Raw genomic sequence first — 18082 nt, 5'->3', positions numbered from 1 at the left:
CACCTACCTTGAGGCGCTAAATTGAATGTGATACATGTGATGACTTCATGTGGATGTCAATCGATTTTTCAATTGAACGTTCTGTATGCTTTTTATATTTCTCGACTTGAACTTTTTCAAAATAGGCGTCATCACGATGTGTTATCGTACATTGAAGAGATTGAGCATTTTGTTTAGTGTCCACTTCGATATTTTCGATAACGTTTCGGTTTGTACGATTGAGTGCATAAGCAAGTTTGACAATTGACCCGAGAAATTCATATTTTTCAATTTCTTCGGCCGTTAACCAATGTTTAAAAGGTTTTATAAATTGCTCAAGCTTTGACTTTGATTTAAAAGATGCGATGCATGCAACTGCTAATCGCTCTTGATGTGTCAATCCATCAATCGGTTGGTTTGTCAATAAATAGAACGTATGCTCACTGCGAGCATCAGGATGTATCACTTCGCCAATGTAGAAAACCTTTGCAGCCATAAAAAGAAGTTTTCGGTCATTTTTATTCATAAATGTTGGTGCAAATGCTTCAAATTCTTGAAGAAGGATGGAGCTAAGAACCCCGATTTGGCGCATATGGTCGATGTCAACTTGAAACTCATGTTGCAGTTGATAAAAGCTTTCCTCGACGATATATGGAAAGTGTCGTACCCCGATTTTTTGAAGCATTTCTTCAAAGAATATGCCATCACGAAGGCCGCGATTACTACAAATATATCGAGGGGCCCCGACGGTTTTAATTAGTGTTTCGATAACAATCGTTGCGGGCAAAATTGTTTCGGCACGATCTTTAGGTAAACCATCAAGGTTGAGTCGTTTTGAAAGTGGTAAATTTGCTAATTTATTTTGAACATAGGTGACTTCGTCTGGATCCATCCCGTAATGGTGAATACCAGGTAAGGGATATTGAATGGCTGCTTGATGAACAGTTCCTATTCTTCTTGCGCTGCCACCTATACCGACGACGGGAACATTGGCATCTTTAAGCCAATCAAATTGTTCAAACGAGTCTTTAATATGCTTCACAAGCGACGCCCATTCGTCATTTGTTGGTCGGTCATTTTCAATAAAAGCTTCTTTTAAAGTTAAAGCACCGAAAGGAAAACTATGTCTGTGTTTTAATTCTCGGTTTTCAAATAAGGTGATTTCAGTGCTGCCACCACCGATATCAACGGTTATTCCATCAGAAATATTCACTGAGTTGCTGACAGCTAAATATCCATAATAACTCTCTTTATCACCAGAAAGAACATCGAATTGAAGGTTCGTTTCTTCTTCAACTCGATTTAATAAATAGGTTTGGTTTTTTGCTTTTCGAACAGCTGCAGTTGCGACACCGCGAACGCGTGACACACTATGGGCGTCAATGATTGTTTTAAATCGTTTCATCGTATCTAGAACGATTTGAACCCCTTCATCTGAAATTGTTTGATCGTCTTTTACGTGCGTGCTCAGTTTGGCAACAATTTTGAGGTTTTCTTTTTCTCGGAAACGTCCGTTTACATCAATCTCCATTATCACAAGCCTTATGGAGTTGGAACCTAAGTCAATAATTGCGACATTCTCAGTAGCTTGTTGCATCGTTTCACCCTTTATTTTGCTAGGTTTATTTCATTCTTATTATAAGTTGATTTTATTTGTTTAACCATAGATATTCACAGTCGTAGTGATTTACAAATGGTAATCGGTCATGTATACTTGTTTTCGAATTAAATCGTAATCATTCTGAAAAAAGAAAGGGAAGATAGACAATGGGACATAGACATCAGCTTACTGATTCAGTCATTCAAGTCAACCATTTGTCGTTTAAATATACATCACAATATGTTCTTGAAGATATCACCTTACATGTTCGTAAAGGTGCCTTTTTAGGGCTTGTTGGACCAAACGGCTCTGGAAAATCGACCTTAGTGAAATGTTTACTAGGTATACAAACGCCACAACAGGGAGACATTTCTTTATTTGGCGAACCGTTGAAAAAGTTTTCCGGTTGGGATCGTATCGGTTACGTTTCGCAAAAAGCGAATAGTTTCAACAGTGGGTTTCCAGCTACAGTGTTTGAAGTCGTATCCATGGGCCTTTATGGAAAAATAGGATTATTTCGCTTTTTGACGAAAAAGCATAAACAAAAAGTATATGAAGCCATTGAAAAAGTGGAAATGAGTGCTTACACGAATGAAAATATCGGAAACTTATCAGGTGGTCAACAGCAACGGGTCTTTATTGCTCGAGCGCTTGTGAGCGATCCGGATTTACTTATTTTAGATGAGCCGACAGTTGGTGTCGACGTGCATTCTGTCCAACAATTTTACACGATGTTAAAGCAGTTAAACCAAGAGCATGGCATTACGCTTGTGTTGATTACTCATGATATCGGAGCGATGACTGATTATGTCACAGATGTTGCATGTTTAAATAAACATCTTCATTTCCATGGGGATACCGATACATTTACAGAAAGTGAAAATGAGATGATGTCTACATTATACGGACATGATGTTCATATGTTAACGCACAATCATGACCATTCAGCATGTGAGGTACCAACATCATGATTAGCGTATTTTTTCAGTACGATTTTTTAATGTATGCGATGTTTACTGGGATAATGGTTGGTTTTTTAGCACCTTTTTTAGGTGTTTTTCTTGTCGTACGGCGTATGTCTTTAATTGCAGATGCGCTATCCCATGTCACACTTACAGGTATAGCGTTTAGCTTGTTGCTCGGACGACACTTTTCACTTTTTCAAGGGTTAAACCCACTTTACTTAGGTGCTGGTTTTTCAGTTGGTGCTTCTCTTTTAATCGAGCGCCTAAGAAATGTTTATACCTACTATAAAGAATTAGCGATTCCGATTATTTTATCCGCTGGAATTGGTTTAGGGGTTGTATTCATATCATTAGCGGATGGATTTACGAATGACTTGTTTAGTTATTTATTCGGTAGTGTAGTAACGATCACTCAATCAGATTTTAGGCTAATAGCTGCGATTACACTGTTTGTGAGTGGATTTATCATTTTATTTTATAAAGAATTGTTCTTTTTAAGTTTTGATGAGGAGCAGGCGATTATTTCAGGTATGCCAAAACGATTCATTCAATGGATGTTTATTATCATTGTTGCACTCGTCATCGCCGCATCTATGCGAGTCGTGGGGATTTTGCTCGTATCCTCATTAATGACCATTCCTGTTGCAAGTGCAATGCGCTTAGCTAAAGGTTTTAAACAAACATTTATTTATGCGGTCATTTTCGGTGAAATTTCTGTGATCGTTGGTCTCGTTGCATCGTTTCATCTTAATTTAGCACCAGGTGGAACGATCGTCATGATAGCGGTATTGATTTTGCTTATTACATTGTTTTTCACGAGAGGGCGTCATACGTAACGAGCCATATTGAAGGAGTAGATCAAAGGTATGGAATGGTTAGAATCACTGACATTTATACAAAGAGGGGTTATCGCAGGCGTTGTGATTGGCTTTGTGTCCCCGATACTAGGAGCTTTTTTACTTGTTCGTCGTATCACGATTATCTCCGAAGCGCTTTCTCATATTACGTTAACAGGGATTGCTGCGGGGATCTTTATGTCACAGGCGATAGCATTTGTAAGTTTTTTAAACCCGCTATACATGGGCTTTCTTTTTTCGTTAATCGGTTCCCTTCTCATTGAAAAGTTGCGACAATGGTATAAACACTTTGAAGAATTGGCGATTCCGATTATATTATCAACAGGTGTTGGATTAAGTGCGATTTTAATGAGTGCATCGGGATCGGCAACGACTGAGTGGTATAATTATTTATTTGGGAGTATTATTACGGTTTCACTAGCTGATCTTAGCTTCATTATTATAACAGCCTTATTAGCAATTGCGATTATGAGTTTTATGTATAAAGAATTCCTCGTCATTTCATTTGATCAAGAATTCGCATCCGTGTCTGGTGTTCCTGTTAAACGAATGAATATATTGTTTTCGGTACTCATTGCTTTGGTGATTTCAATGGCGATGAAGGTTGTTGGGATTCTACTTGTCGGTGCGATGATTACATTACCAGTTGCTGCGAGCATTCAAATCGCGAAAAGTTTTCGACAAATATTATTGTTAGGAATTGTGTTTGGACAAGTCTCTATGATTGGTGGCATTATATCTTCTTACTATTTAAATGTCGCCACCGGTGGAATGGTTGTTGTTGTCAGCATTTTACTTTTAATGTTGGCAATGGGAATAAAAAAGTTGCAACATGCCTGAGGTATTGTTTAGTGAGGGGGGGATTAGTGTGAATGTATCGGAAGCAATGTCATTGATGTCAAAAAAGGGTTACAAACAAACGGGCAAGCGTGAAGAAATGCTTCGTTTATTTGCAAATGAAAAACGTTACATTTCAGCAAAAGATGTTCTTGAAGCGATGGAAAAATCTTATCCAGGGTTAAGTTTTGATACGATTTACAGGAATTTGTCTTTATTTGTTGAGTTAGACATTTTGGAGATGACAGAATTAGATGGTGAAAAGAAGTTTCGGTTCACTTGTTCGACTGAGTCACATCATCATCACTTGATCTGTCTGGATTGTGGAAAAACAAAACATATTGAAGAATGTCCAATGGATCGTTTTTCAGATGAAAAAGCGGATTTTCAAATTGTTGGCCATAAATTTGAAATATATGGATATTGCCAAGGATGTCAATCTGTTTAGAAAGAGGCTGTGCCAAAATAAAGAGTCTGAGCACTTTTAGGTGATCAGACTCTAGGCACAGCCTCTTTTATTTTGTTGCTTCACGATGGCTTGAAATAACCCATTTATTTACCCAATCTTTGGCTTGTTGCCAACTTTGGACACGAATAACCTTTTCTGGAACTGGATCTCGGTTATATGGTGTGTCAAAAAGGATGACAGGGATATCGCACGCTTCGGAAATGTCACAGGCATTATCATGCTTATCCTCAAAGAACAGGTCAATTCGATGATTTTTACTTGCTTCAATCTTCTCGTGTTGACCGAGTAGTTCTACGTGATGAAAAGGAATGCCTGCTTGGTAAAACCAATTTTTTGTAGGTGTTGTTAAATGATTTCCTCTTGCGCTAATGTAAAAAAGTTCGTGTGTTTTTTCCCACTCTGTTAATGTTTCTTTTGCATTTGGGGCAGGTAGGGCTTCTTGGTACACGGTCGGTTCATAAATGGAAATCCATTCTTCAAGTTCCCTTTGTGAAATGTTTAAGGCTTTGCAAAGGTCGTATTCGGTTAAGTCATCGAGAGTCAAGTTTCGGTTGAAATGTTTGTTTAAAGAAGGAATGAATGTCGCTGGATCCGTGACAGTTCCGTCGATGTCAATCCCAAAACGTTTCGTTGTCTTCATTAAAGTCTCCCCCTTGTCATTCAAAAAACATATTACTTCCTAACTGTAACATGCTTTGACACACCTATGTAGTTCGACCGCTTATTTCCTTCAATAAGTAAGCAACTGTTAGAGAAGGCTACAAATACAGATAAGAAAGGAGGATATGTTGAATGGACCGAGAAGAGCAAGAGCAACGAAGAAAACAACCTGATTTGAAGCTTGTCGAAGATGATCCAGATACATTGGATAGCGTAGGTGAATTAGACGAGTTGGAAGAAGGTAGTGTAAATGAAGAAGACAGCCTCACAGATCACACGCTCGATTATGGTGCAGAAACGGCTGCTGAAATTGCGCCGAATGCAGGTTTAGGTGCACGTGAAGGTGGACTTGAACGTGGTGAAGAATCAGATGATATGGCGTCAACAGAAATGGAAGAGCAAAGAGGCATGGGTGTTATTGGGATTGTTGTTTCCATTTTATCACTATTCTTCATGCCAATACTGTTAGGAATTGCCGGAATCGTTCTCGGGTTTATTGCTAGACGAAGCGGTGCAAACGGCTTAGGGAATACTGCGATTGTTATCGGGGCATTTTCTGTTATCGCAAGCTTGTTTTTCACACCATTCGTTTAGCTATGTAAATGAGGTGAAAATAACTTTAGTGAATCCTCCCACCACTTACCACTCTTACGGGTTGTTTGAAGTGGAAACGTGTCATAAGGTTATTTTACCATAAGAACAAGTGTTCGTTAAGGCTTTGGGCTATCGCCTAAAAAATGCTACGCTTAAGGGAATTCCCCTTTTGCGTAGCATTTTGTTAGTTAATGGCTTTACGATTCTTGTTTTTGTTTATGTTCTTCTGCTAATTTGTCAATTTCTTTCTTTAATTCTTCAACCATTGTTTCTTCAGGTACTTTTCGTAAAATTTCCCCGTGTCGGAAGAGGAGTCCTTCTCCTCGTGCACCAGCAATACCGATATCAGCTTCTTTCGCTTCGCCTGGACCATTTACAGCACAACCTAAAACAGATACTTTGATCGGTGCTTGGATTTTTTGGATGTATTCATCCACTTCATTGGCAATACTGATTAAATCAATTTCGATTCTTCCGCACGTCGGACAGGAAATCAATGTAGCTGCGTTAGCTGCGAGACCGAAACTTTTAAGTAATTCGCGTGCGACTTTGACTTCTTCGACTGGATCGGCACTGAGTGAAATTCTTACGGTGTTTCCAATCCCTTTGTGAAGAAGGATTCCTAGACCGGCGGAACTTTTTATCGTACCGGAAAATTGTGTTCCTGATTCAGTAATACCAAGATGTAAAGGATAATCAAAAGCTTGAGCAGCTTTTTCATATGCTTCCACAGCTAAGTTCACATCCGAAGCCTTCATCGAGACGATAATATCATAAAAGTCTAATTCCTCAAGGATTTGAATGTGGTGTAGCGCACTTTCGACCATGCCCTCTGCGGTAGGGTAACCGTACTTTTCGAGGATACTTTTTTCTAATGACCCAGCATTTACACCAATACGAATAGGAATGTTGTTTTCTTTTGCGGCTTTTACAACGGCTTCTACTTTCCATCGTTTACCGATATTTCCGGGATTAATGCGGATTTTATCAACGCCGCCTTCAATCGCTTTTAATGCGAGTCGATAGTCAAAATGAATGTCAACAACAAGAGGGATGTTAATTTGTTTTTTTATGTCTGCAATCGCTTCAGCCGCACTCATGTCTGGGCAAGCAACGCGTACAACTTGGCATCCCGCTTCTTCTAAACGGTGAATTTCTGCCACTGTTGCTTCTACGTCATCCGTTTTAGACATCGTCATACTTTGGACGACGACTTCATTATTGCCTCCGATTGTGAGAGGGCCTACTTTAACAGGTCTAGTATGTTGTCGATGTGTGATTTCACTCACGAAAACATCGCTCCTTTTACGTGAAAATGAAAGAATCAATCGTCTTAGAACATACCTATTGTATCAAGGTACTTACTCCGATTGCAATAAAGAAGATTCCTCATCTTTATCGTTGCTTACATTCTCATTTGTGTCAGTTTCGTATAAAGGAAAACGGTACGAGTGACCGATCATGATATGTTTTGGTGTCGCTTCAGGATTTAACCTAGAAAAGTCATCTAATATTTGTTGCTTAGACACAGGATACTCCCCGCCATGAAGGGCTTTAGTTATCCTTAAAACAGTGTAGCCTTCTTCTACGATCACTTCTTGAAAAGGTTCATCCATAGCAAAAGCGTCATCTGACATTTCAGTAGGTGCTTCATCATTTGTAGAACTGTTATCTTTCGGCAAGGTGCCTACTCTTAGGTCATAAACGACGCTAGTTGTCACAAGTATAATGATGATAAAAAGTAGCGAGGCTTTCATAGGCTTGTCCCTCATTTCCGTATCATTTGTACAAAAATATGTATATCAATGTCTTTTTAGAACATCAAAGTGGAATGATATAGGAAGAGGGGGAATATGGTAAGAGGAGAGAAAATAAGACTTTTGTTGCTTTAATCCTGATTAAAAAAGTTGTTTGATAGATATAGGACACTTTGTGTTCGTGAATCAAAGGAGGAGACAAACGTGAAAAAATTACCGAAGCAGTTTTTTTTCTTGATGTTTTTTTTCTTTGTGATGTCCGGTCTGTTATTGGGGCAGGTTTCAGCAAATGAAAATGTAACAGTAACTTTAGGGGCTGATTTATCTGAGGAAGAACAATCTCAAATTCTCGCTGAAATGGGGGTCAGTCGCTCTGAAGTAGACATTTTATATGTCGAAAATGCGGAAGAACACCACTATTTAGGGGAACATATCCCGAGTGAACAGATTGGTTCTCGTGCCATCTCTTCAGCACTAGTAGAACATTTACCTGAAGGGGAAGGAATTAATGTAGAAACAAATAACATTAATTGGGTTTCTGACGCGATGTATGCTAACGCGTTAACGACAGCGGGGGTAACGGATGCTAAAGTATATGTGACTGCCCCGATCGAAGTTTCTGGTACAGCGGGACTTTTAGGGTTGTTGAAAGCTTATGAAGAGCTAGAGGGGATTGAAATACCAGAAGAAAATAAAGAAGTAGCCAATGAGGAGCTTGTGAGAACTGCTGAATTGGCGGATAAATTTGGTGTCGAAGAAGCGAATGAGCTGATGACACGTATTAAAGAAGCCTTAGCTGATCGAGATGTTGAAACAGAAGAGGAACTTAGACAGCTCATTGAAGATATCGCAGCTGAGATTGGAATAGAATTAACAGCTGAAGAGATGGACGGTCTTGTTTCATTATTTCAACGAATGGGTCAGTTAGATATTGACTGGGATCACGTTCGTTCACAGTTAAGTCAAGTGCGTGATCAGATTGGAGAGTTTTTATCAAGTGAAGAAGGACAAAACTTGATTCAGCGCTTTTTGGATGTTCTTCAAGAATTTGTTGACACAGTTATTGGGTGGTTTTCTAATGAAAATGAATCTTCGACAATTCCATATGGCGTAATAATAGACAAACGATAGACGTAATGACAAAAAAGCGATACCATAAATGTGTATCGCTTTTTCTACATAAAAAACTTATTTATGAGTTTGTTCGTAAAATATAAAAACAAACTTTTGTCTTTCGCGCTAGTGGTACGAAAAGAAAGGAGGATAATGATGGAAATATTAGAAGTTGCTTCTGTCGGTTTTCTCGTTGTATTTTTAGGAACGTTGTTTATATTTGGAGAATTGATGGTACGTGCCAAAGGTTTATTTGCCATTCTTGGGATTGCGATTATGGGCATGTATTTTTCTTATCATTTAGGAGAGGTGACAAGTTTATGGGTCGTCATTTTATATCTTATCGGGATTGCGCTCATCATTTTTGATGGGAATGTAACGATGGATGGAACGATCGGCCTTATTGGTAGTTTACTTATGATTTTCTCCCTAGCGCTCCCGGCTCCTTCTGTTGTTTATGGTGTATTGGTTGCAATGGGTGTTGTCATTGGGGCTGCGGTTTCGTATTTGTTTACAAAAGTGTTTCCCCCCCGAAACTTATGGTCAAAGCTGATGTTTAAAGAAAAGATGAGTGCTGAGTTAGGGTATCAATCGATGAATGAATCTCACCAAGAATTGGTTGGAAAAACAGGTGTAGCAACAACGGATTTCAGGCCAATTGGTACAGTAGAGATTGATGGGAGGACATATAGCGCCACAAGTGAAGGACGGTGGCTTAATGCAGGAACAGACGTGAAAGTGATTGATGTTGATGGTACACGGATGGTCGTTGTCCCATTATCGACGTCCTAAGAAAAAGGCTGCGCCATAAAGGGATTGTTCCCATTAATGGCTCAGCCTTTTTTGATTATTGTTGCGGCTTTGTAGCGTTGCTTTTTTGTTGTGTGACCTTGTTGATCACAGTGTAGATCATCATTATGGCGATTAACCAATAAATAATAAATTCAAATATACCTATCATCGCTCCGAAGAGGACATCCGTTATAGAAAAGATGACAGTCGGTAAAGTTACACTATAAGCTGAAAGGATCCATACTTGACGAAACGATAAATCTGGCGCCTTGCTTTTTTTGATCATTAAGCCGATAAATGATAAGAAGAAAATTCCGACAAACTTCAAACCAGTAGAAAATAAGTATAACGTAATGATGAAAATTGCAAGAATGAGAGGGAGTATACTCATTACTGAGTCAATCATATCAACGGCACTATCTTTATCTATGGTCGCTAAGTTTAATTCTTGATAGCTAAACGTTGTAGGGGTTCCTTCTGTTATAACAGCTAAATCATTTTCTAACATAACAAAGGCCTGTTCATGCGACTCAAAGTCATTAATAGTATGAGCGCCTGTTGGGTCAAAAATGATTTTGTTACCTCCAATTTCTTGAGCATAAGGTTCATCAATATCCGCATTGAGCGTTCCGTCTTTTATTTCGAAATAGGGGAGATCTTCTTTTATTGTTTCCTCGATTTGATTTGCGAAATTAGAAATATTAATACCGAGGAAGGTGCTCGCTGGAATCGATGTAATAAGCATTAAAATAAACACGTAAAGGATCGATTTACCGATTTTTTGAAAACGGAACTTCGCAATTGTTTGCGGAGAATAAATACTTTTAATAAATTGCTTGAAAATGTTCATAGTGCACTCCTTTATATTGACTTGGCTATCCATACATATTTTAGCTAAACAGAAGAAGAGTTACAAGGAGATTACACTTTAGAAAAACTCTTCGAATGAAAGCGCGCACAAAAAATTAATAAAATCTTTACATTTTATTAATGAACAATTAATAGTGCTTGAGTAATATGGGTGCTGTTGACGAAAAATGACGAATAAATAATGAATGACGAAGGACTAGGGAGATGATGTTTGGGTGGAAGCGCAAGAAATTATCTTTATGTTTCTAGGTGGTTTAGCAATTTTTCTTTTTGGAATCAAATACTTAGGAGACGGTTTGCAGCGGGTAGCGGGGGACAAGCTGCGAGATTTATTAGATAAGTTTACGAGCAATCCACTCATGGGTGTTTTGTCAGGGATCACGGTTACCATATTGTTGCAGACAAGTACAGGAACGACCGTTTTAACAATCGGCCTTGTAAACGCAGGGTTTATGACAATGAGGCAAGCTATAGGTGTCATTATGGGGGCGAATGTCGGAACGACCGTTACCGCCTTTATTATCGGTTTGAACATTGAAGATTACGCGCTTCCGATTATGACCATCGGTACGCTACTTCTTTTCTTTATCAAAAATAAAAAAGCGAATAACTTTGGGCAAGTGTTTTTCGGTTTTGGTGCTTTGTTTTACGGTTTAGAGTTAATGGGAGAGGGTGTATCACCACTCCGCGAATTAGATGCCTTTACCGAATTAACAGTAAGTATGTCAGAGAACCCGCTTTTAGGTGTTTTAATTGGAACAATTTTCACTGTTGCAGTGCAAAGCTCGACAGCAGCGATTGGCCTTTTACAACAACTTTACTCATCAGGTGCCATTGAAAGCTTAGATGCAGTTTTACCGGTTTTATTTGGGGATAACTTAGGAACAACGATTACCGCTGTGCTTGCAGCATTAGGTTCATCACTTGCTGCAAAGCGTGCTGCAGCTTCCCATGTTATCTTTAACTTGTTAGGAACGGTGCTAGTACTACTTGTATTACAACCTTTTACTGCGCTTGTTTCATTTTTAAGTGAAAGGTTAGCATTGAACCCTGAGATGACGATCGCGTTTGCGCATGGAATTTTCAATACATCAAACGTGCTCATTCAACTACCATTCGTTGGTTTACTGGCGCTTATTGTAACGAAAATATTACCAGGCGATGAAACAGTTATCGATTATAAAGCGCAACATTTAGATCCTGTTTTAATTCATCAATCTTCTTCAATTGCTCTTGGGCAAGCAAAGAAAGAAGTGTTAAGAATGGCGGAATTGTCTGAGAAGGGCTTAATTGAAGCAGGTAAGTTTGTGCAAACGAAGCATAAACGTCATGCAGAATTGACGTACCAATTTGAAGATGCGATTAATAATCTCGATCGTAAAATCACTGATTACTTATCACAAATTTCTTCGAATTCTTTGACAGCACAAGATTCTAACTTTCACTCGATGTTAATAAATACTGTTCGTGATATTGAACGTGTAGGTGACCATTTAGAAAACCTTATTGAGTTATCAGAGTACCAAGTTGCAAATAAAGTACAACTGTCTGAATTAGCCATGCAAGATTTAGAAGAAATGTTTGAGTTGACGACACAAACATTGCAACAAGCGGTTCTTGCTTTAGAAACTGGTGACGTAGAAGAAGCTCGTTCTGTTGTACTGAAAGAAGACCAAATTGATAAACTTGAACGACAGTTACGTAAAAAGCACATTTTAAGGTTAAACAAAGGCAACTGTAATGGCTCAGCAGGTATTATATTTGTAGATATGATCAGTAACTTAGAACGTATCGGTGACCATTCAGTTAATATTGCTGAAGCAGTTATTGGTGAAGAATAAGTTTCGATATGTTATGATGGGGCAATCGGGTACGGAAAATAGTGTATTTTCGCTGCGATTGTCCCTGTTTTATTCAATGATTGAAATAAATAAAAAAATTTTAAGAAACTGTTGACTATATGAAGTTGGACATGCTAATATTGTTATTGTCTTCGAGAGATCAATTGAACGATTGATTTGAGGCGGTGTAGCTCAGCTGGCTAGAGCGTACGGTTCATACCCGTGAGGTCGGGGGTTCGATCCCCTCCGCCGCTACCATTTAATAAAGGACCCTTAGCTCAGTTGGTCAGAGCTGACGGCTCATAACCGTCCGGTCGTAGGTTCGAGTCCTACAGGGTCCACCATATAAATACTTATTATAGCACGGAGGAGTACCCAAGTTTGGCTGAAGGGAGCGGTCTTGAAAACCGCCAGGGGCTTAACGGCCCGCGGGGGTTCGAATCCCTCCTCCTCCGCCATATAATAAACCTGAAGTAGACACTGACGTCTCTAAATTCACTTTTAGAAGTGAACAAGGCGTAGATGGTGTTGCTTTTTTTTTGCCTAAAAAGGGCGGCAACTGTAAAACCTATGATTAGCCCTGTATTAAAGGAGTGTGTTGATGTGCAAGTCACTTTAACGGATGAGGGACGAAATATTGTAAAACGCGCGATGAGCGAACAATTGGGGATGCTAAAGATTGTATATGACACAGATGGATGTGGTTGTGCAGTTAGTGGTGTACCTAAGTTGCAATTAGTTTCAAATAAGACAGAAACAGATATAGATATTAAATCTGAAGATGGAGATATTCCGATTTTAATTGAACGAAGGTTTCAAGTATTTTTTGACCCAAAAATGACTTTAAGTGCGTCAGTAAAGCCAGGTCGACTGCAATTGAAAAGTGACCAACAAATTTTTCATTCTCGCTTAGCAATTACATATTAAAAACAAAACCAAAAACGAGGCATATAAGATCTATTACAGTTTGGAGTATGGAATGTTTGTTTTTGGAGAAAATAAATGTTTATTATTTGATGTTCGGTGGTATATTTGGTACTGTAAACATCGGAGGCGCTTTTCCACGTCTGTATAGTTGAAATAGTGGTAAGTTGCAATCCGACTGTTTGTTATTTACATACCATAAAGGAGGAGATTTACATGGCTTTTACACTTCCAGAATTACCTTATGCTTACGACGCGCTTACACCTCACATTGATGAGGAAACGATGAAAATTCATCATGGTAAACACCATAACACGTATGTGACGAAGCTAAATGCGGCATTAGAAGGACATAGTGATCTGCAAGACAAGAGTCTTGAGGACTTATTGAAAGATTTAAGTGCATTGCCTGAAAGTGTACGTACGGCTGTACGCAACAACGGTGGAGGACATTATAACCATACGTTGTTTTGGCAAATTATGTCCCCGAATGGCGGTGGTGAGCCGACTGGTGATTTAGCTAGTGCGATCAATGATGCATTCGGTAGTTTCGATCAATTTAAAGAAACGTTTAAAAATACTGCACTTGGCCGCTTTGGTTCTGGTTGGGCTTGGCTCGTTGTTAACAACGGCAAGTTAGAAGTTGTTGATACATTAAACCAAGATAACCCAATTTCAGAAGGGAAAACGCCGGTTCTCGGAATTGATGTTTGGGAGCATGCTTACTACTTAAAATATCAAAATCGTCGTCCTGAATATGTTGATGCTTTCTTTAATGTTATCAACTGGGATGAAGTTACGAAACGTTTTCAAGAAGCAAAATAATGTTGTAAATTAATTTTAAGCTGACGCAGTCTTGTGAGTTAGGTTTTATAATAAACCTCTCCCACAGACTCGTTGGCTTTTTTTTGTGTGTGAAAACATGAGTGTCGAAATATTTTCAGACATTTCTCCTTTGCTTTCGTCCGCATAACAGGTGATCTGTGAGGCACAATAAGCCTGTATTGGATAAAGGGGAGTCTTTGATGAAGAAATGGACGAAAGCGCTAATCGGAAACATCGAATTGAATAAAGATTTAAAGCTTTTACTCATCATCGGTGGGTTGTATGCTTTAGGTATCGCCCTATCGAATACCTTTGTTAACGTTTACATATGGAAGCAATCTGGAGAATTCATTGATATTGCGACTTATAATTTAGCGGCAGTCATCTTACAGCCGATCACGTTTTTGTTAGCTGGTCGCTTGGCCAAGGGATTAGACAGGGTCATCATATTACGGATTGGTGTCTCTTTTCTGTCCGTGTTTTATTGCACGGTACTCCTACTTGGTGAAAATGCTGGTAGTTATTTGTTAATTCTCGGTGGATTGCTAGGGATCGGTATGGGATTTTATTGGTTGTCCTTTAACGTTTTGACCTTTGAGATTACAGAGCCGGACACCCGTGATTTTTTTAATGGATTTCTTGGGTTATTGACTTCATTTGCAGGTATGGTCGGGCCATTTTCTGCTGGTATTCTAATTACCAAAATCGATGAAGTCATTGGGTACCGAACGATATTTGCTGTTTCTTTAGGGCTATTTATTACCGCAGTTGTTTTAAGTTTTTTCTTAGAGAAACGTATATCTAAAGGTTCCTTTCGCTTTCTTGATATCCTACGGGAACGTAAACACAACCGGGACTGGTCAAGGATTTTGTTCGGTCAGTTTTTTCAAGGCTTTCGTGAAGGGACGTTTATTTTTGTGATCACGGTTTGGATCTATGTTGCAACAGGAAGTGAAATGGCTTTAGGGACATATGGTCTCATTGTTTCTGCCGTTTCTTTTGTGGTTTATTATTTAGCTGGTCGTTTTATTAAACCTTCTTTTCGAAAGAAATCCATTTTAATTGGTGGGCTAGGCCTTTACGGGGCGATCTTTTTTATCGTTAATGACCTTACCTTTACACGTCTCATACTATACGGGATAACGATTTCTATCTCTTATCCGCTTTTACTCGTTCCGTTTGTTTCGCTAACTTATGATGTGATTGGTTCAGGTAGAGATGCCAAAGAGCGCCGAGTTGAGTATATCGTTGTACGTCAAATTTTTCTAGACATTGGTCGGCTTGTTTCCGTTCTATCCTTTATTGCAACGATCACTTTCTTCTCTGAAGAGAAAGGGATACCGATTTTACTATTGGTTCTTGGTCTAGGACATTTCATTATTTACTTATTTGTTCGTAAGGTCCAATCAAGCGTTACAAATGAACATGATGCCTATTCGGCGGTGAAGAAGAGATGGTAATCAATGTGAAGGTGCTTAGTGGAAGGGATAAATGAACGGTTGGCAATTTCCTTGAAATGGAACTGTAGAGATGTTGCAAAAGTATCATCGTATGTTATAATAAACTTAACAAAAAACATTGCTGCCTGCGGTGCTGGTGTACTTCGAATGGATATTCGAAGTACACCAAATCACATAGGGAGCTCAAAATAAAAGTATGGCCAACATGCCTCTTAGAGGAAGTTGAAAATACTTTTGCGAGCACCCACCTGCCATAGAGCGGGTTCGTGATACCAAAGAAGCAAACCGCACGGCGGGCGACGATATGATAGACACCTATTCGAGGTGTCTATTCTTGTGTATAATGGAAAAGTAAACAACGGATACATACGTTGAATTTAGACTATAAGAGGGTAACGATAATGGCTGAAAAGAAATCGCATTTGCCATCTCGATTAAATGTGTTATTTTTTTGTGTGTTTTTACTATTTTCAATCTTGATCTTACGATTAGGAATTGTGCAAATTGTTCAAGGTGAAGAATACCAAGAACAGTTGGAACGAACGGTTAATATTAGTGCTCCAATAGAGGCGCCCCGAGGTATTGTTTATGACCGATATGGTCATCCTGTCGTAGATAATGAATTGGTTTTTACGGTTACTTATACGAATCCAGGTCATACCTCGATAGCAATGCTTGAGGTTGCAGAAAGTTTAGCTGAAATTATTGATTTAGACACGTCTAATATTTATGAGCAAGAATTAAAAGATTACTGGTTAATGACTAGAGAAGATGAAGCTGAGGAGCTTGTTTCTGTAGAGGAGATACAATCCGAAGATCTCAGTAATGAAGAAGTCCATCAACTTCAGTTGGATCGCATTCATGATGAAGATTTAGAATCGTTGACTGAAGAGGAATTAGGTATTGTAGCGGTGTGGCGCGAGTTAATCAGTGGATATCGAAACTTGCCCCACAAAGTAAAACGCGGGATCGAATATGAGGATGCAGCAAAAATTATGGAAAACCTAGATAACTTTCCAGGCGTGGATATTATTCGAGATGCTGATCGTAAATACGTTTACGGGGGCTCGTTACAAAGTGTTTTTGGTAGAACAGGTACGATTCCTCGTGAAAAGTTAGATTATTATTTAGCGAATGGTTATGATCGCACTGATATTGTGGGAACCAGTTACTTGGAACAGGAATACGAACACGTTTTGCAAGGGCGAGACGGTAGGCTTGAAAATTATATGGATCGTTCAGGTGAACTATTAAATCATCCTGATGAAATTTTAGGTCGTCGTGGAAATGATCTCATCTTAAGTGTTGATATGGAGTTACAACAACGTGTAGAAGAAATTATAAAAGATGAAGTGGATGAAGTCAGCAACTCTTTTCTTGGAAATGAAGATGCATACGTTGTCATGATGGAGCCGCATACCGGTGAAGTCCTCTCTATGGCTGGTTATAGTAGTGAATTCGGGGCTTTTGGAAGTGCCTTTGAAATGGGTTCTGTTGTAAAAGGGGCAACAATTTTAGCTGGACTTGACACAGGTGTCATTTCTCCAGGTACGATTATTCATGACCGACCTTTAAGCTTACCTGGCGCTCATATACGTTCCCATGAAATTATGGGCCAGATCGATGATTTAACAGCACTGGAGCGCTCATCTAACATCTATATGGCAGAAATTGCGATGAGGTTAATTGGTTATACTCCGAGTGCTGGATCCAATTGGGGTAATTTCCATGAGGGATACGATACCCTACGCAGTTATTATGAACAATTTGGCCTGGGTGTCAGTACGGGGATAGATTTGCCGAACGAGTTCATTGGTTTTAATGGAGGGTATGGATATCCGGGTAATTTGATGTATTTTAGTTTTGGACAGTTTGATACGTATACACCGTTACAATTAGTGCAATATGTCTCTACAATCGCTAATGGTGGTTACCGGATAGCACCACAAATTGTGACTGAAATTCGTGAACCGAATAATGACCGAAGTGAACTAGGGAATATTATTAGTCAAATAGAACCGAAAGTTTTAAATACAATCGATGTTGATGATACGTATATGGAACGTGTTCAAGAAGGCTTTCGGCGTGTCATGAATGGTTCACGGGGTACGGCGAGAGCGTACTTTGCTAACAAACCGTACGAAGCCGCTGGAAAAACAGGAACAGCGCAGGTGAAAGTTGATGGCGAGGATGCCAATAATCAAACGCTCGTAGGTTATGCGCCTTATGACAATCCGGAGGTAGCATTTTCCGTCGTTGTCCCAGGTATATCCCGCCAGGAAAGTGGCGTAGCAAACCGTATCGGAGAAGGCATTCTAGATGCATATTTCGAGTTAAAAGAGGACGGGAGACAAGGTCCTCAAGACGTTGGAGTAGAGGTTGTAGAACCTGAAGAATCTGAATAAAAGTAAGGGTCTGATTAAGGTGTATACCTCATCAGACCCTTTTTTAGGTGTGCCCGGCATGTCTGACAGCTAGGTGGTGAAAGTCCACTACAGGCTTGGCAGTGGGAACTGTTAGCGAATGGCAAGGGTGTCCA

The 18082-nt window shown here is 39.3% G+C and carries 17 protein-coding genes, 3 tRNA genes and 1 other RNA gene; 16 read left to right on the top strand and 5 right to left on the bottom strand.

The genetic code is table 11. The features are described 5' to 3' along the window. Nucleotides 1-16: 16 nt before the first annotated feature. Nucleotides 17-1576 carry a Ppx/GppA phosphatase family protein gene (locus HNQ41_RS10295; protein WP_184664347.1) on the bottom strand — a complete coding sequence of 520 codons (1560 nt, stop codon included), beginning with the start codon at nt 1574-1576 and terminating at the stop codon, nt 17-19. Between the two features lie 170 nt (nt 1577-1746). Between HNQ41_RS10295 and HNQ41_RS10290 the strand changes: the two genes are divergently transcribed. From HNQ41_RS10290 to HNQ41_RS10275, 4 genes are read left to right on the top strand one after another with little or no spacing between them, the layout of a single operon-like run. Then, entirely contained in the window at nt 1747-2550 is an 804-nt protein-coding gene (locus HNQ41_RS10290) for a metal ABC transporter ATP-binding protein (RefSeq protein ID WP_184664346.1), read from the top strand. Then, complete coding sequence (locus HNQ41_RS10285; RefSeq protein ID WP_184664345.1) at nt 2547-3380, top strand: metal ABC transporter permease; 834 nt, start codon at nt 2547-2549, stop codon at nt 3378-3380. Before HNQ41_RS10290 ends, HNQ41_RS10285 begins: the two co-directional genes overlap by 4 nt. Nucleotides 3381-3410: 30 nt before the next feature. Continuing rightward, a complete protein-coding gene (locus HNQ41_RS10280) occupies nt 3411-4241 on the top strand; it encodes a metal ABC transporter permease (protein WP_184664344.1) in 831 nt (276 codons plus the stop codon). A 28-nt stretch (nt 4242-4269) separates the two neighbouring features. Then, nucleotides 4270-4686, top strand: coding sequence for a transcriptional repressor (locus tag HNQ41_RS10275; protein WP_184664343.1), 417 nt, complete (start codon nt 4270-4272; stop codon nt 4684-4686). Between the two features lie 67 nt (nt 4687-4753). Here the strand turns inward: HNQ41_RS10275 and HNQ41_RS10270 are convergent, their stop codons facing one another. After that, complete coding sequence (locus HNQ41_RS10270) at nt 4754-5347, bottom strand: 5' nucleotidase, NT5C type (protein ID WP_184664342.1); 594 nt, start codon at nt 5345-5347, stop codon at nt 4754-4756. A 152-nt stretch (nt 5348-5499) separates the two neighbouring features. On the opposite strand from HNQ41_RS10270, the gene HNQ41_RS10265 reads away from it, so the two are divergent. Next, nucleotides 5500-5961 carry a DUF4190 domain-containing protein gene (locus HNQ41_RS10265; RefSeq protein WP_184664341.1) on the top strand — a complete coding sequence of 154 codons (462 nt, stop codon included), beginning with the start codon at nt 5500-5502 and terminating at the stop codon, nt 5959-5961. Between the two features lie 197 nt (nt 5962-6158). On the opposite strand, the gene ispG is transcribed toward HNQ41_RS10265, so the two are convergent. Further along, nucleotides 6159-7250: a flavodoxin-dependent (E)-4-hydroxy-3-methylbut-2-enyl-diphosphate synthase gene (ispG, locus tag HNQ41_RS10260; protein WP_425506986.1), complete on the bottom strand. Its 1092-nt coding sequence runs from the start codon at nt 7248-7250 to the stop codon at nt 6159-6161. A 72-nt stretch (nt 7251-7322) separates the two neighbouring features. Next, the gene (locus HNQ41_RS10255; RefSeq protein ID WP_184664340.1) at nt 7323-7718 is read right to left on the bottom strand and encodes a hypothetical protein; all 396 of its coding nucleotides are present in this window, start codon (nt 7716-7718) and stop codon (nt 7323-7325) included. Between the two features lie 204 nt (nt 7719-7922). On the opposite strand from HNQ41_RS10255, the gene HNQ41_RS10250 reads away from it, so the two are divergent. Next, the gene (locus HNQ41_RS10250; protein ID WP_184664339.1) at nt 7923-8849 is read left to right on the top strand and encodes a DUF1002 domain-containing protein; all 927 of its coding nucleotides are present in this window, start codon (nt 7923-7925) and stop codon (nt 8847-8849) included. 138 nt (nt 8850-8987) lie between these two features. Beyond that, entirely contained in the window at nt 8988-9623 is a 636-nt protein-coding gene (locus HNQ41_RS10245) for an NfeD family protein (protein ID WP_184664338.1), read from the top strand. A 55-nt stretch (nt 9624-9678) separates the two neighbouring features. Here HNQ41_RS10245 and HNQ41_RS10240 read toward each other — a convergent pair whose 3' ends face one another. Further along, entirely contained in the window at nt 9679-10473 is a 795-nt protein-coding gene (locus HNQ41_RS10240; RefSeq protein WP_184664337.1) for a DUF1189 domain-containing protein, read from the bottom strand. A 259-nt stretch (nt 10474-10732) separates the two neighbouring features. Between HNQ41_RS10240 and HNQ41_RS10235 the strand changes: the two genes are divergently transcribed. The 9 genes from HNQ41_RS10235 (at nt 10733) to HNQ41_RS10195 (ending at nt 17948) form a co-directional block, all read left to right on the top strand. Next, nucleotides 10733-12334, top strand: coding sequence for a Na/Pi cotransporter family protein (locus tag HNQ41_RS10235; protein WP_184664479.1), 1602 nt, complete (start codon nt 10733-10735; stop codon nt 12332-12334). A 181-nt stretch (nt 12335-12515) separates the two neighbouring features. Further along, nucleotides 12516-12592: transfer RNA gene (locus HNQ41_RS10230), tRNA-Met, on the top strand. Between the two features lie 9 nt (nt 12593-12601). Continuing rightward, a tRNA-Ile gene (locus tag HNQ41_RS10225) sits at nt 12602-12678 on the top strand. Nucleotides 12679-12699: 21 nt separating this feature from the next. After that, nucleotides 12700-12792 (top strand) — tRNA-Ser (locus HNQ41_RS10220). 145 nt (nt 12793-12937) lie between these two features. After that, nucleotides 12938-13261, top strand: a complete 324-nt coding sequence (locus HNQ41_RS10215) for an iron-sulfur cluster biosynthesis family protein (RefSeq protein ID WP_184664336.1) — start codon at nt 12938-12940, stop codon at nt 13259-13261. A 213-nt stretch (nt 13262-13474) separates the two neighbouring features. Further along, nucleotides 13475-14083 (top strand): superoxide dismutase, encoded by a 609-nt coding sequence (locus HNQ41_RS10210; RefSeq protein ID WP_184664335.1) that lies wholly within the window; start codon nt 13475-13477, stop codon nt 14081-14083. Between the two features lie 200 nt (nt 14084-14283). Next, the gene (locus HNQ41_RS10205; RefSeq protein ID WP_184664334.1) at nt 14284-15543 is read left to right on the top strand and encodes an MFS transporter; all 1260 of its coding nucleotides are present in this window, start codon (nt 14284-14286) and stop codon (nt 15541-15543) included. Nucleotides 15544-15662: 119 nt separating this feature from the next. Next, a non-coding RNA gene (gene ssrS, locus HNQ41_RS10200) (6S RNA) lies at nt 15663-15846 on the top strand. A 98-nt stretch (nt 15847-15944) separates the two neighbouring features. After that, nucleotides 15945-17948, top strand: coding sequence for a peptidoglycan D,D-transpeptidase FtsI family protein (locus tag HNQ41_RS10195; protein WP_184664333.1), 2004 nt, complete (start codon nt 15945-15947; stop codon nt 17946-17948). The last annotated feature ends 134 nt before the right edge of the window (nt 17949-18082 follow it).

Source organism: Texcoconibacillus texcoconensis, assembly GCF_014202575.1.
GTDB classification, from domain to species: Bacteria; Bacillota; Bacilli; order Bacillales; family Salisediminibacteriaceae; genus Texcoconibacillus; species Texcoconibacillus texcoconensis.
This window is presented reverse-complemented; position numbering and strand designations above follow the sequence as displayed.